The organism is bacterium (assembly GCA_030019025.1).
GTDB lineage: Bacteria > Hydrothermota > Hydrothermia > UBA1063 > UBA1063 > UBA1063.
The window spans coordinates 22,678-36,595 of record JASEFR010000010.1 but is presented as its reverse complement, the minus strand read 5'-3'; the positions used below and the strand labels follow the sequence as shown (position 1 = coordinate 36,595).

The window sequence follows — 13,918 nt, the reverse complement described above, 5'->3', positions numbered from 1 at the left end:
AACACAAATAACAAACCACACATTACCATTGATGATATTATATTAAGCCGCGCATGGAAAGTCAAGAAGGCAGTATAAAGCTGTGTTTTACCTTCTTTAAAATGTAAGTTAGTGCATGGACTCGTTAAGAATTGCCCAGAATCTGCGAAAGGTATTTATACCCATCATCTGGAAAAACGGTAACAATTCTTTTAAATTTGTACTTCTCTTTGATCTTCAAGGATGCCAAGAGATTGGCTGAGGAGGATATTCCTGCAAATATTCCTTCTTTCCACAATTTGACCGTCCAACCCAGTGCTTCGCTGTCATCGATTTGGATTATTTCATCAATCAGCTTTAAATCAAGTATTTTAGGCTTAAAGCCCGCACCTATTCCCTGAATTTTGTGTTTACCAGGGGAACCACCACTTAAAATTGCGGATTGTTTTGGCTCAACCGCTATGATTTTTATGGTCGGGTTAAATTCTTTTAGGAACTTCCCAACACCCGTTATTGTTCCTCCGGATCCTACACCAGCTACAAAAGCATCAAGTTGATAGTCCATTTGTTTTAGGATTTCAGGCCCTGTTGTAGAAAAGTGAGCAAGTACATTCCTTTCGTTTTCAAACTGGTTTGGCATAAAAAAATCCTTATTTTCGGAAATAGCTTTGGCTTTTTCTACGGCTTCTTCAATGGTATCAGTTAATATTACTCTTGCTCCCAGACCTTGTAAGAGCTTGATTCTTTCGATAGATGCTGCTTTTGGCATTGTTAAGATTGCCTTTAGACCCAATTGAGTTGCCAGCCAGGCTAAGGATATTCCCGTATTTCCGCTGGTAGGTTCCACGATAGTGGTATGTCGCGTTATTTTGCCTTCTTTGATTGCTTGAAATAGCATGAAGTAAGCGGCTCTATCTTTTATACTACCCGTAGGATTGGATCTTTCAAGTTTTACGAATATTTCGTATTTTTGCAGATAAACTAATGGTGTATCACCGATTTTTATGAAAGACAAGGTTGACAGAAGATCGCTTTGCTTTTTCGCCATTTATTTCACCTCTTGTGCTATCCAATGACTTGTGTTTAGACATAAACAGTGGCTTTCCTCGTCTTCACAAAGGTGATCTAAGTCGTCACTATTTTTTGAATTGGGAGTAGTTTTTATAATGATCTTAGCTGGAATCCCTACTGCCGTAGCATTTTCTGGAACATCGTTAAGGACCACACTATTTGCCCCAATTTTGGCTCCATCGCCTATTTTAACAGGCCCGAGTATTTTCGCACCGGCTCCCACAAAGACGTTTCTGCCGAGGGTAGGATGTCGCTTGCCCGTTGAGAGATTTTTTGAACCGAGGGTAACGCCGTGATATAGTACAGTGCCACTTCCTACTACTGCCGTTGAGCCAATGACCAAACCAACCCCGTGGTCTATCACAACCCCTGGTTTTATAACAGCAGCTGGATGTATGTCAACGCCGTATAATATTCTGGCAAGGTGATATATAGCGAAGGCAATAAGCTTGAACCCCGTTTCATAAAGCATATGAGAATACCTGTAAAGTTTAAGGGACTGAAAACCTGCGTGAAACAGGTACTGGTAAGGGGTTTCAAAAGCTGGATCTAATCGTTTTAGAGCTTCTTTGTCTTTTTTGATGGCGAGGCGAACCTCACTATATTGTTTTCCCAGAATAAGAAGTTGCCTACACAACCGCACCCCATTTATACTCTCCTTTAATTTGAATGTAATAATTTTAGGCCTCCTCTCGTGGATTTTCAATTTTTTAATAAGCTCATAAAAATCTACATTAAATATTATTCCAAGACGCATGCCACACCTTTACACATTTTACTATGTGAAGGAGTGGGCACCGTACATATAAAGCTCTTAGTTTAATGGCGAGAAAGTTATTTAATATTGGTTTTGTAAACTTTCAAGCTCTTAAATCCCTTTAAAATTCGCACTTTTTCCTTTAAACTGAGATTATGCATAGATGCGATCTCCATACACATACTACGAAATCTGACGGGCTCTATTCACCTAGGGAACTGGTATATTTGCTTTACTCAAAAGGAATTAAGATTTTCTCCATTACTGATCACGATTCGGTGGAGGCATTAGCGGAGGCTCAGGAGGAGGCCCTTAAATTAAATATAGAGCTTATACCTGGAGTTGAGCTTTCAGCGGAGTATAAAGGGGAAGAGGTTCACGTTTTAGGCTATTTCATAGATCTCAACTCAGAATATCTGATTAGTTATCTTGAGACTTTTAGAAAGGCAAGAAAAGAAAGATTTTGGAAAATGGTAGAAAAATTGAAAGGTCTGGGTATTGAGATTAACCCCGATATTTCAAAGTTTGAGGAAAATAAAGCGATAGGAAGACCTCACATCGCAAGGGAATTGCTGGAAAGGGGTTTTGTATCGAGTATAGAGGAAGCTTTTGAAAAGTACATTGGAGATTCAGGACCGGCTTATGTAAAGAAGTTCAAGATCTCTGTGGAAGAAGCCATAGATATTATTCACAAAAGTGGTGGCATTGCTATCCTGGCCCATCCGGGGATCATAAATCGTATGGATGAGGTTATTGACATCTCAATTTTGAAAGAAATTGATGGGATAGAGGTCTTTCACCCTAAAAATCCATGTTATCTGGAAGATAAATTGAAAGAGATTGCCTTTAAGAATGGCCTTTTGATTACGGGTGGAACAGATTTCCACGGAGATTTGGAGGGGCAAGGATACCCCGTGGACTTCAATCTTTATTGTGATGTTTCTGGAAGAAGAATTGATGTGGTGAGGCGATGATTAAACCAGTTGAGTGTTTCAGGGACACCATAAAAGTATTAGATCAGACGAGACTGCCCGAAATCGTCCGTTTTGAGTATGTTTATACCCTGCAAGATGCCATTGATGCCATTGTTAATTTGAAGGTGCGCGGTGCCCCCCTTATTGGCATTTTTGCCGCCTATGCTATTGTGCAGGTGATAAGAAGCCTTGATATTGAAGAAATGGAAAGGATCAGGGAGATAGGTTTAAGTAGTGTAAATGAACTGCGAAAAACAAGACCCACCGCTGTTAATTTGTTTCATTCGCTGGAGAGGATCGAGAGAATAATCAAAAACCCTGAAGTAAAGGACAAATCATCCCTCGAGGATCTATTAATGAAAGAAGCAGTGAAGATAGAAAAAGAAGAAGCTGAACGTTGTGAGAAAATGGCTCAGTTTGGAGTTTCTCTACTTCCTGAAAAGGCTAAGGTTATGACTATATGCAATACAGGTTATCTTGCAACTAACCACATAGGAACCGCTCTTGGCATAATATATAAAGGCTATGAGCAGGGAAAGATTGAGAAGGTTTTTGTGCTTGAAACTCGGCCTGTCCTTCAGGGTGCAAGGTTGACCACCTGGGAACTTCTTGAGAATGGAATCAGCCCCGTTCTTATAACGGATAATTCGGCTGCTTTCGTGATGAAAAAAGAAAAGATCGACGCAATTTTTGTCGGTGCTGACAGAATCGCGAGAAATGGAGATACTGCGAATAAAATTGGCACCTATATGCTTGCAATTCTTGCAAAGGAGCATGGAATTCCTTTTTATGTAGCCGCGCCTACCAGTTCTATTGATCTTGCCATTGGAAGTGGTGAAGAAATCGATATAGAAGAGAGAAACAAGAGGGAGGTAGTTTTTGTTGGTGAGAAGCAGATTGCTCCTGAGGAAGTGGATGTTTTAAATTATGCTTTTGATGTGACCCCGTGGAGTCTTATTACTGCAATAATTACCGAAGAGGGAGTCTTTTATCCACCTTATAATTTTAGTCAAAAAGGTTGACACCAATACCGAAAACAGCGCCCTTCAAAAGATCATAGGAAAATCTTGCTTCTATTGCCTTGAAGAGAAACAGTGAAAGCCCGATTTTTCCTTGCAAAATCTTAGATCTGTGGTCGTAGAAGATTGTCGCTGCGGGTTCTAATGCGATTTCTCCTTTTTTGAATTCAAAAGCGGGCGAAACTCGGAGGGCCAATTTACCTTGGCTCGGCATAAAGTAGTTAAAAGATAATTGAAGGTATTCTTTTTGAATGCCACCGGAAATTCCTGCGATGTATGGCCCACCTCTCAACTCGCCATTTTCCAAGTAGTAAATCCCTTCTTTCCCGATTTTTGCGTCAATGCTGGCAAAATATCCGTTCTTCTCCAATTTTATCGACCCATAAATTGGATTTTCGAGCCTGTTGTAGAAGTTATTAGCAGTATAGCCAATTCTTAGGGTCAGGAAATTTAAAGTATGCTTAACGTCAAGGTATGGGTATAACTTCTCGCAATAGCTTAGGCCAAGCGAAATTCCCTTATAGTGAAATATTGCATTGTGGATTTTTCCATCGATTTTGTAATATGCTGATAGATTTCCTACTATGAAGCCCAGTCCTGCTTCGTTAAATTCGCCTTGCCTATAAAAAGCGAAAAGATTCCTGTAAGAAGAGGAAAGCGCATAACCGTTTTTGCCTTCTATTTGTGCGTAAGAAATGTTAAAATTAACTTTGCCGGTGTGTTTGAAAGCAAGCAGTAAAAAGGAAGTGCTGGAATCTACAATCTTAAGATTTGAGTAAAGAATCACTGACTGGTATTCGATTTTTTCAATGGGAGTTTTAAGAAATCCTCCGACTTCGGAAAACCTCTCACCTCTGAGCGAATAAAGGAGTACTTCGGGGGACCTCAAAGAGTCTTTGATGAATATAAAATCAATTTTTCCGCTTCGTTTTTCGAACTCTTCACAATTCCAAAACCGCAGGTTACAGTTGGGCAAGAACGGGATTTCCTGTATATAAATTCTGTCATTGATGGGTCTTTGAAGTTCAGGTTTTAGAAAATCCTCTGTGGTTAGTGGTACAAAATAAGATATTAGGCTTAAAATAAAGAACATCTCACGATAATGCTCTTTTGTATTTCTTCAAAGCTTCAATAGGATTGGAGCTGTGAGTGATAGGCCTTCCAACGACGATGTAGTTAATACCCAGTGTTTTTGCCTCCTGTGGTGTTATAACCCTTGCTTGGTCGTCAACCTCTTCCTCCTCCATTCTGACTCCGGGTACGATAAATCCGATTTTACCTTGGAATTTGTAGCCCAGTTTTGAAACCTCGATTCCGGAGAGCACCGCGTAGTCAATTTCGCATTCGCAAGCGACATTTAGCATACTTTCAACGATTCTTTCTATTTCACATGGATATGCGAAGAGTCGCTGGATCTCGAGCCTTGAAAGGCTGGTCAAAACGGAAACACCTGCCAGGGCAATACCTCGTTTGTGGGCTTCTTCTCTAGCTCTTTTTAGCATTTCTGAACCACCGGAGATATGAACGGTGACTATTTCCACTTCCCCTCTTTCAAAAGGTTCAAGACTTCGAGCTACTACTGAAGGGATGTCGTGAAGCTTGAGGTCGAGGAAGATTCTCTTGTGCCTTTTCCTCAGTTCCTCGATGATTTTTTTACCATACTTTAAATACAAGGGAAGGCCGACCTTGTAAAAATCGTGTTCAATGCCAATTATATCCACCCACTTTAATGCTTCTTCCATTGAGGCTGTATTTAATGCTATTATAATTCCTGTACTAATGGCAATACCTCCTTTATGGTCAGATTTTCTATCCCCAATTCTATTTTTTGTTGAATGAATTCAATGGCTTTAATTTCAGTTTTTAAGAGGCCGTTTGAATCAAAGTTTAAGACGCCAATAGTCTTTGTTAAGTCTTTTATGAGCATTTTCTCGGGGTGTTTTACTGGTACAAAATGGCCTTTTTTTATCTCCACAACGAGGTTATAGGCTTCCAGGGTTCTGAAGACAAACCTGCTCTTTGCAAGGTTTAACTTTAGGTGGTTTATGAGGTCCTTTAGCGTTATTGGCTCTCCATTTTCAAACTTTTTATAGGTTAATAACACTGCGACAAGGAGCAAAGAAGGAGTAACTTTAGCCCCCGGGTCCCCTTCTAAGAAAACGGCAACTTCCGCTCCGAGGAGTAAAAAAAGCCAAGAAAGGTAAATCCAAAAGATGAAGACCAGTATGTTTCCAAGAGTTCCATAAAATTTGGGTATGGTGGAAAAGTAGATAACGTAAGCGTCAAAAGCGTATTTTGCTATCTCCCACAAGAAGGCACCGAAAGCTGCTCCGCCTAAAGCGGCAAGGGGATTAACCTCTGCGTTGGGTAAGAAAAAGTAAATAATCCAGAAGGCAATAACTGTTATAAAGAAGGGCAATAGAATATACTGAACTGATCTGAATATGAGAGATTCCCCCAGTACTTTTAGAAAACCGAAGGAGGCAAAACGTGTTGAAATGTAGAGCGAAAGACCAATGAGAATGGGAACAAGGCTGATAAAAGCCCAGTAGGAGGCCATTTTTATAAGTAGGGGCCTCTTTTTTTTGATTCCCCATATTCTATTTATGTTTCCCTCTATTGAATCAACGACAAGGATGGTGGTTATTATAAGAGCAAGAACGCCGAAGATTTCAAGTGAACCAATGTTTTTGATAAGTTCGTCGAGCTTTTTTTCAAAAGCTATACCACTTTGGGGGATGAAATAGGTGAAAAGAAAGTTTTTGAATTTAATGTAAAGGTCTGAAAAAACAGCAAATCTCGCAAAGAGAAAAAAAATCAAAGAAATGGCTGGAACCGAAGCGAAAACGGTCATATAGGAGAGTGATGAGGCTTTACTAAAAAGCTCGTCTTCTTGAATTTTCTCAAAGAAGCGCTTAATGATGTTTATGGCTTTAATAAGCTTTCCTCCGTCTCTTTGTCAAAAAGATGGATCTTTCCAGAAAAGGTAAAGGTAATGTATTCTCCGGTTTTTGGGACATAAGATGCATGGGCTCTTGCTATTAAAGGTTGTTCTTCACTTCTTAAGTACACGATGGTCTCGTTTCCAAGAAGTTCGTAGAATTCAATCAGAGCTCTAAAATCTCCTTGGTTCAGGATTATATCCTCGGGCCTTACCCCTAATACTGCTTTTCTTCCCTCTTTGTCTTTCAATTTAAGTGCGATGTTTTCCGGTAAGGAGTACTTCCCTATGGGGGAATAAAACACGATTTTTCCGCTTTCTTCAATGAGTTCTCCCTCAATGAAATTCATAGGAGGAGACCCGATAAATCCAGCAACAAACCTATTTACTGGGTGCTCATAAAGGGTCATGGGATCGCCGATTTGCTGAATTTCACCATCTTTCATTAAAACTATTTTCTGCCCTAAGGTCATAGCTTCAACCTGGTCATGGGTTACGTAAATTGTTGTGGTCTTAAGCTGTTCATGTATTTTCTTGAGTTCTGCTCTCATCTTTACTCTCATTTTGGCATCAAGGTTTGAGAGTGGTTCATCGAAGAGAAATACTTTAGGATGTCTCACTATAACCCTTCCTACCGCAACCCTCTGTCTTTGGCCCCCGGAAAGTTCCCTTGGTTTGCGGTCAAGAAGATTCTTTATATCCAGCAATTCAGCAGCCTCCAGTATTCTTTTGTGTATCTCTTCCTTTGGTACTTTTCTCATTTTCAAACCGAAGGCCATGTTTTCGTAAACGGTCATGTGGGGGTAGAGGGCGTAATTTTGAAAAACCATCGCAATTTCTCTGTCTTTTGGTTCTACATTGTTCACGAGCCTGTCTCCGATGTAGATTTCACCGTTAGTGGGATATTCAAGTCCCGCAATTAGCCTGAGTGTTGTGGTCTTTCCACAACCTGAAGGACCAAGAATAACGCAAAATTCACCATCTGCAACTTCAAAGGTAACGTTTTTAACCCCTACGTTTCCCCGGGGAAAGATCTTTGAGACATTTACGAGTCTAACCTCAGCCATTTTTAACCCCCAGATAGGATAATATTTTGGAAAGAGTTTCTTTTAATTCCTTTCTTGGCACAACCATATCAAGGAAACCTTTCTCTAAAAGAAACTCGCTTCTCTGGAAACCTGGTGGAAGGGTTTGTTTTATAGTTTGCTCAATAACACGAGGTCCGGCAAAACCCAGAAGGGCCCCAGGCTCTGCTATGTTTAGGTCACCAAGGGAGGCAAAGGAGGCCATGACACCACCCATAGTAGGGTCGCAGACGACGGAAATAAATGGTATCCTTGCTTCATTTAGCATCTCAACTCCGAGGGTGGTTTTTACCATTTGCATCAAAGAAAAGATGCCTTCATGCATCCTCGCCCCTCCGCCGGAGGAGGTCACGGAGATAAGAGGGATTTTCTTTTCCCTGGCTACTTCGCAAGCTCTGTAAAAAATCTCACCATAGACGGACCCCATGCTACCACCGAGAAACCGGAAATCTGTCAAAAAAATTACCACTTTTTTCCCGTTAATTTTACCTATCCCGGCAACGGCAGCCTCTTTAAGGCCTGTATTTTTCTTGGCCTGTTCCAATTTGTTTTTATAATCGGGGAAGTTTAGGGGATCATCGCTTTCAAGGTGAGAAGCTATGGGTTCTTCAAATTCGCCATTGTCAAGGAGTAGTTTTTTATAGATTTCCACATTCGCTCTGAAATGATGACCGCATTTTGGGCAAACGAGAAAGTTCTTTTCCAGGACAGTTTTATAGAGCATTTCGTCGCACTTTTCGCATTTCACAAAAAGACCTTCAGGGACTTCTTTCTTAGCGGGCTCTAATTCTTTCCTTTTCTTAAAAAGCATCCTTAATCTACCTGAAATTTTGAATAAATCTCTTTTATTTTTGCAATTTTTTCACGTGGGTTAGGCTTTTTTAGAATTATCTTAAACTTTTTCCTTACTTCCTTGCCTGGTGCAGGAGAAATCAGGCTTATCAATAAAGTCCCAAACCCAACTCCCATAATGAATGCAAAAAACTTTCTCAACACAACCTCCCTGTCTATAATTATAATGATGGCTTTTAAGATAATCAATTACCAAGTAGATTAGGAGTGCCCAGGTTTGTTGGCTTAACACGCAAGCCTTAATCCAAGAGATAGTGCATAATTTCTCACTTCCTCATACTCTTTGGAGGTTATGCTCCTTGAGAGTTCAGTGAATTCGTAGGCGCGGTAAGTAGGATAATACTGATCCATAATATTTACATAAGCATTGCTTGAAATTTCATTCTTTATAACATCAAGAACCTTTTTGGAATCGGCAAGTCCCTTAGGCAGTACCAGGTGACGGACCAGAAGTCCTTTAATTGCAATGCCATTTTCAATGGTCAGGTCACCGACCTGCCTTTGCATTTCTTTAATTGCCTCTTTTGCCACATCGAAATAATTTTTCACCCCTGAGTATTTAAGGGCTTTTGTGTTGTCACCGTACTTGAAATCTGGCATGTAGATGTCCACAACTCCTTCAAGCAGTCTGAGGGTTTCTACGGAATCGTATCCGCTGGAGTTATATACGATGGGAACTTTGAGTTCATCGTAAGCTAAATATAGGGCTTCAAGAATCATAGGCACAACGTGGGTTGGGGTTACCAGATTTATGTTTATTGCTCCCTGTTTTTGTAAGAGTATAAATATTTTAGCAAGATTTGAGTTTGAAACTGATGTACCCTCAACGTATTGACTAATAGTATAGTTTTGGCAAAAGACGCAACGAAGGGAACATCCTGAGAAGAACACTGTTCCAGAGCCTCTTCCTCCGACTAAGACCCTTTCTTCACCAAAGTGAAGGCCAAAGGATGAAATTATCGCTTTGCTTCCCGTCCTGCAGAGGCCGATTTCGTTCTTAAGTCTGTTGACTCTGCAGTTTCGTGGACAAAGGGTACAGCTTTTAAGGAATGAATAGGCTTTCACTACACGCTTTTTTAGCTCTTCTCTTGAAATTCTCATTCCTGAAAGTGAAATTTACCTAAAACATGCTCCAGGCCTTTGGAATAAATTTTTCCTCAAAGACGAGGAGGGCAAATCGGTCAGTCATTCCAGAAATATAGTCACATGCTGCTTTCTGGGGTGGGTAGTCTTTAACCTTACTCTTAACGCTCTCATAAAAGGGGATTTCTTTGTAGTTTTTCACGTAGTAATTGAAGAGAAATTCGATAATGTGCTTTGCCTTCTCAGATTCCGAAACTACAAGGGGTGAAAAGTAGACCCTGCTCCTTAAAAAATCTCTAAGCCTTTCAAGCATATTTTCCGTTTCTTGGGACATTGATATGAATTTGTAATCATTTTCTATCGTTGTATTTATTACATCAGAGACCATAAAGCTAATTCTTTTGGAGCTTGTTTCTCCAAAGTATTTTATAAACTCCTCGGGAATTTCGTCGGTTCTTAGAATTTTTGCCCTTATTGCGTCATCAAGATCGTGGTTCACATAAGAGATTATGTCGGAAACCCTTACTATCTGGCCCTCTAAGGTAGAAGCCAGTGATTTGATGCTGATGATTTTTCCAAACCCCTTGGAGTGTTTTGCAATCCCTTCTTTAACTTCTTCTGTGAGATTTAGTCCTCTGCCTTCCTTCTCAAGGATTTCAACGACCCTAACCCCTTGTTCGGGGTGTTTGAATCCACCAAAGTCTTTCATAAGTTCGTTTAAGGCATGTTCACCTTGATGACCAAAAGGGGTATGACCGAGATCGTGTCCTAAACTTATGGCTTCTGTGAGATCTTCATTTAGAAAGAGCGCCCGTGCTATCGTTCTTGCAATCTGAGAGACTTCAAGGGTATGGGTAAGGCGTGTACGGAAATGGTCACCCTCGGGTTGAATAAAGACTTGAGTTTTATGTTTTAATCGGCGGAAAGCCTTAGAGTGAATTATCCTGTCTCTGTCTCTTTGAAACTCTGTTCTGATGGGGCATGGGGCCTCTTTGTAAGCCCTTGTACTTTCCTTGGATTTTTTGGCTTTAGGATGGAGAATCTGGTATTCTCTTTCCTCTAATATTTCTCTTATGGTCATAGTAGCGATTTTATAATGTCTTCCACGCCCACATTGTCAACTTCGGCCTTAAAAGAGCGGATTATTCTGTGCCTTAAAACAGGTAAAGCAAGGTTCTTTACATCTTGAGTGGTTGGTATTATTGTTCCCCTCAGAAAGGCCCTCGCTTTGCTTCCGAGTATCAAAGATTGGGAAGCACGAGGACTCGCTCCGTAGAGGACATACTCCTTTACAATATCAGGAGCTTCTTTTTCTGAGGGTCTTGTCTTTCTGACCAAATCTACTGCGTATTCGACAACATGGTCGGGAGCGGGAATTTCCCTTATAAGCTTCTGGATCTCTAAGATTTCATTGCGTGATATAACTTTATTTATTGTTATTTCTTCAGGTCCTGTGGTTTCCTTGACAATTTCAATCTCCTCCTTTCGTGAAGGATAGGTGATTTTCACTTCCATCATGAATCTGTCAAGAAGTGCTTCAGGGAGTGGGTAAGTACCTTCTTGCTCTATGGGGTTCTGTGTAGCAACGACAAAGAAAGGTTTTTCAAGAAAATAGGTTTTTCCTGAAACTGTTATTTTTAACTCTTGCATGGCTTCAAGGAGTGCTGACTGGGTCTTTGGAGGGGTTCTATTAATCTCGTCAGCCAAGATGATATTAGCAAAAATGGGGCCTTTAACAAATTTAAAGTATTTTTTACCTGTGCTGGGATCTTCTTCCAATATTTCACTTCCGGTTATATCCGATGGCATAAGATCTGGAGTGAACTGGATTCTGGAAAACTGTATATCCAAAAGCTCGGCAAGGGTTTTTACAATTAGAGTCTTTGCAAGACCTGGAAGGCCAAGTACAACTACATGTCCCTGAGAAAAGAGGGCAATAAGAATCTGTTCAATAACTTCTTTTTGACCAACGATTCTTTTAGAAAACTCACTGAGAATTCGCTGGTACAGATCCTTACTTAATTCTGTAACTTTGTCTTCGTTCATGATAAAATTATAAATCCAGCTTCGTTCCTTGACAAGCCATAAGGGCGGTTTTATCCTTATTAACAGGCTTATGGAAAAGAAATTATATTCCGTCCATATAAATAAAAGTTATTGTAAGAGGTGTGGCATATGCGTTAATATATGCCCCAAAGATGTGCTTGACTTTGATTCTGCAGGATTTCCTATTGTGGTTGATGAAGATGCTTGTATAAATTGCAAACAGTGCGAAAATCATTGTCCTGACTTTGCCATCTGGGTTACTGATCGGGATGTTAAAAGTGAGATTCATCCTTTGACCGATTATTTGAGGGTGAGTCACATGCCCTCCGTCTGGTGTCCTGGCTGTGGTATAGGAATGGTTTTTCAAGCCCTTTTGAAGGTGATTAACAAGTTGGGCCTTGATAAGAATAAGGTTTCAATGATCTCCGGGATTGGTTGTACGGGAAGGATGCCAGGATATGCAGACTTCAATACTCTCCATACTACCCATGGAAGAGCGCTTGCCTTCGCCACCGGTTTGAAACTTGCTAAGCCGGAACTAAAAGTTATCGTGGTGATGGGTGATGGAGATGCTTATGCAATTGGAGGGAACCACTTTGTTCACGCGGCCAAGCGAAACATTGATTTGCTTGCCATTGTGGTGAATAACTACAATTATGGTATGACAGGTGGACAGGCCTCACCTACAACGCCCCTTAATGCCTACACTACAACGACCCCTTACGGGAACATGGAGCCTTCCTTTGACGGGTGTGAGGTTGCCAAAGCGGCTGGTGCAAACTTCGTGGCTCGTGCAACGGTTTACCACATACCTCTCCTTGAAAAACTTATTGAAAAGGCAATGAATATTGAGGGATTTTCACTCGTAGAGGTATTGAGTCCCTGTCCGACTTATTATGGTAGATTGAACCTGGAGGCAGATGCGTATAGGACCCTTGACTGGTACAAGAAGATCACCTATATGGTTGGGACAGCGCCGAAAGAAGGGGCTTTTATTCCGATAGGAATTATTGCAGAGAACAAAAATAAAAGTTATTTAAAACTATTGAGGGAAAAATGGACAGAGATAAGATCGAAATAACCCTGGCAGGTTCCGGTGGCCAGGGACTTATTCTTGCGGGTCTTGTGCTCGCCGATGCGGCGGGAATTGAAGAAAATTTGGAAATTGTCCAGACGGTTGAGTATGGTCCGGAGGCAAGACTGGGTACATCTCGGTCGGATGTAATTATCTCGAGAAGACCAATCTCTTATCCTAAGGTTCAACACCCGGATGTTCTTGTCACTCTTAGCCAGGATGCTTACACCAAATTTGTAAGGCTTGTAAAGCCAGGCGGAACTGTGATTGTAGACACCTTTAACGTCAAGAGTTTATCAAAGGTGGATGGGATTGAGGTTATTGCTTATCCTTTTACTGAAGTTGTGAAGGACAGGATAGGAACTCCTCTCGTTTTAAATATGTTTGTCCTGGGCTTTTTAGCAAAGAAATTTGATCTTGTAAGGCTTGATTCACTCTACAGGGCGGTGGATAGAAGAGTTAAAAAATATCATGATCTCAACAAAAAAGCCTTGATGGAGGGATATTCTCTTGAATAGGACTTTTTTACTTCTTAAGCCTGATGCTTTACAAAAAAGGGTGGTTGGAAAAATAATCTCTATGGTGGAAGAGGCGGGTTTTAATATTTTAGATATTCGCATGAAAAGGTGGACACGGGAAGAGGCGGAAAAGTTTTATGCTGTTCACAGGGGCAAAGAGTTTTTTGAGGGTCTCGTAGAATTTATGATTTCGGGGCCGGTAATTGGTTTGCTATTGGAAAAGGAAAACGCGATCGAAGACCTAAGAAAACTTGTAGGGGCGACAGATCCTTCAAAGGCCGAACCTGGCACTATTAGACACAAGTATGGAACTAATGTAAGAGTGAATGCTGTTCATGCTTCCGATTCACCTGAATCCTTTGAGCACGAAGTGAAGTGCTTTTTCGGAGATGAGTAGTTTTTTTGAGTGCAAGTCCTGTGGATATGTAATAGTTGCAGAGGAAGATCCCCTCTTCTGTCCAATGTGTCGTTCCTCAATGAAAAGAATTCCTGAGGCCTTGGGCAACTTTATCGAGATC

The 13,918-nt window shown here is 40.8% G+C and carries 16 protein-coding genes; 5 read left to right on the top strand and 11 right to left on the bottom strand.

What is annotated here, in order from left to right; translation table 11 throughout:
- Positions 1–124 precede the first annotated feature (124 nt).
- Both QMD82_03890 and QMD82_03885 read right to left on the bottom strand, forming a co-directional pair.
- Positions 125–1,027 carry a cysteine synthase family protein gene (locus QMD82_03890; protein ID MDI6851062.1) on the bottom strand — a complete coding sequence of 301 codons (903 nt, stop codon included), beginning with the start codon at positions 1,025–1,027 and terminating at the stop codon, positions 125–127.
- A complete protein-coding gene (locus QMD82_03885) occupies positions 1,028–1,807 on the bottom strand; it encodes a serine O-acetyltransferase (protein MDI6851061.1) in 780 nt (259 codons plus the stop codon).
- Between the two features lie 155 nt (positions 1,808–1,962).
- Here QMD82_03885 and QMD82_03880 point away from each other — a divergent pair, with 155 nt between their 5' ends.
- Positions 1,963–2,781 carry a PHP domain-containing protein gene (locus QMD82_03880; protein ID MDI6851060.1) on the top strand — a complete coding sequence of 273 codons (819 nt, stop codon included), beginning with the start codon at positions 1,963–1,965 and terminating at the stop codon, positions 2,779–2,781.
- Positions 2,778–3,803: an S-methyl-5-thioribose-1-phosphate isomerase gene (mtnA, locus tag QMD82_03875; GenBank protein ID MDI6851059.1), complete on the top strand. Its 1,026-nt coding sequence runs from the start codon at positions 2,778–2,780 to the stop codon at positions 3,801–3,803. The genes QMD82_03880 and mtnA overlap by 4 nt, the downstream gene beginning before the upstream one ends.
- Here the strand turns inward: mtnA and QMD82_03870 are convergent.
- The 9 genes from QMD82_03870 to QMD82_03830 form a co-directional block, all read right to left on the bottom strand.
- Positions 3,787–4,893: a hypothetical protein gene (locus QMD82_03870; GenBank protein MDI6851058.1), complete on the bottom strand. Its 1,107-nt coding sequence runs from the start codon at positions 4,891–4,893 to the stop codon at positions 3,787–3,789. The genes mtnA and QMD82_03870 overlap by 17 nt on opposite strands.
- A gap of 1 nt (position 4,894) precedes the next feature.
- Positions 4,895–5,542, bottom strand: a complete 648-nt coding sequence (gene pyrF, locus QMD82_03865) for an orotidine-5'-phosphate decarboxylase (protein MDI6851057.1) — start codon at positions 5,540–5,542, stop codon at positions 4,895–4,897.
- A gap of 20 nt (positions 5,543–5,562) precedes the next feature.
- A complete protein-coding gene (locus QMD82_03860) occupies positions 5,563–6,720 on the bottom strand; it encodes a YihY family inner membrane protein (GenBank protein MDI6851056.1) in 1,158 nt (385 codons plus the stop codon).
- Positions 6,721–6,725: 5 nt separating this feature from the next.
- Positions 6,726–7,808, bottom strand: a complete 1,083-nt coding sequence (gene ugpC / locus QMD82_03855) for a sn-glycerol-3-phosphate ABC transporter ATP-binding protein UgpC (GenBank protein MDI6851055.1) — start codon at positions 7,806–7,808, stop codon at positions 6,726–6,728.
- A complete protein-coding gene (accD, locus tag QMD82_03850) occupies positions 7,801–8,637 on the bottom strand; it encodes an acetyl-CoA carboxylase, carboxyltransferase subunit beta (protein MDI6851054.1) in 837 nt (278 codons plus the stop codon). The genes ugpC and accD overlap by 8 nt, the downstream gene beginning before the upstream one ends.
- A 2-nt stretch (positions 8,638–8,639) precedes the next feature.
- The gene (locus QMD82_03845) at positions 8,640–8,819 is read right to left on the bottom strand and encodes a hypothetical protein (protein ID MDI6851053.1); all 180 of its coding nucleotides are present in this window, start codon (positions 8,817–8,819) and stop codon (positions 8,640–8,642) included.
- Between the two features lie 84 nt (positions 8,820–8,903).
- Complete coding sequence (locus tag QMD82_03840) at positions 8,904–9,779, bottom strand: radical SAM protein (protein MDI6851052.1); 876 nt, start codon at positions 9,777–9,779, stop codon at positions 8,904–8,906.
- 19 nt (positions 9,780–9,798) lie between these two features.
- A complete protein-coding gene (locus QMD82_03835; protein ID MDI6851051.1) occupies positions 9,799–10,842 on the bottom strand; it encodes a deoxyguanosinetriphosphate triphosphohydrolase in 1,044 nt (347 codons plus the stop codon).
- Entirely contained in the window at positions 10,839–11,807 is a 969-nt protein-coding gene (locus QMD82_03830; protein ID MDI6851050.1) for a MoxR family ATPase, read from the bottom strand. The genes QMD82_03835 and QMD82_03830 overlap by 4 nt, the downstream gene beginning before the upstream one ends.
- A 70-nt stretch (positions 11,808–11,877) precedes the next feature.
- On the opposite strand from QMD82_03830, the gene QMD82_03825 reads away from it, so the two are divergent.
- From QMD82_03825 to ndk, 3 genes are read left to right on the top strand one after another with little or no spacing between them, the layout of a single operon-like run.
- Positions 11,878–12,888: a thiamine pyrophosphate-dependent enzyme gene (locus tag QMD82_03825; GenBank protein ID MDI6851049.1), complete on the top strand. Its 1,011-nt coding sequence runs from the start codon at positions 11,878–11,880 to the stop codon at positions 12,886–12,888.
- Positions 12,864–13,400 carry a 2-oxoacid:acceptor oxidoreductase family protein gene (locus tag QMD82_03820; protein ID MDI6851048.1) on the top strand — a complete coding sequence of 179 codons (537 nt, stop codon included), beginning with the start codon at positions 12,864–12,866 and terminating at the stop codon, positions 13,398–13,400. The genes QMD82_03825 and QMD82_03820 overlap by 25 nt, the downstream gene beginning before the upstream one ends.
- On the top strand, positions 13,387–13,797 hold the full coding sequence (ndk, locus tag QMD82_03815) for a nucleoside-diphosphate kinase (protein ID MDI6851047.1): 411 nt from the start codon (positions 13,387–13,389) through the stop codon (positions 13,795–13,797). Before QMD82_03820 ends, ndk begins: the two co-directional genes overlap by 14 nt.
- Positions 13,798–13,918 lie beyond the last annotated feature (121 nt).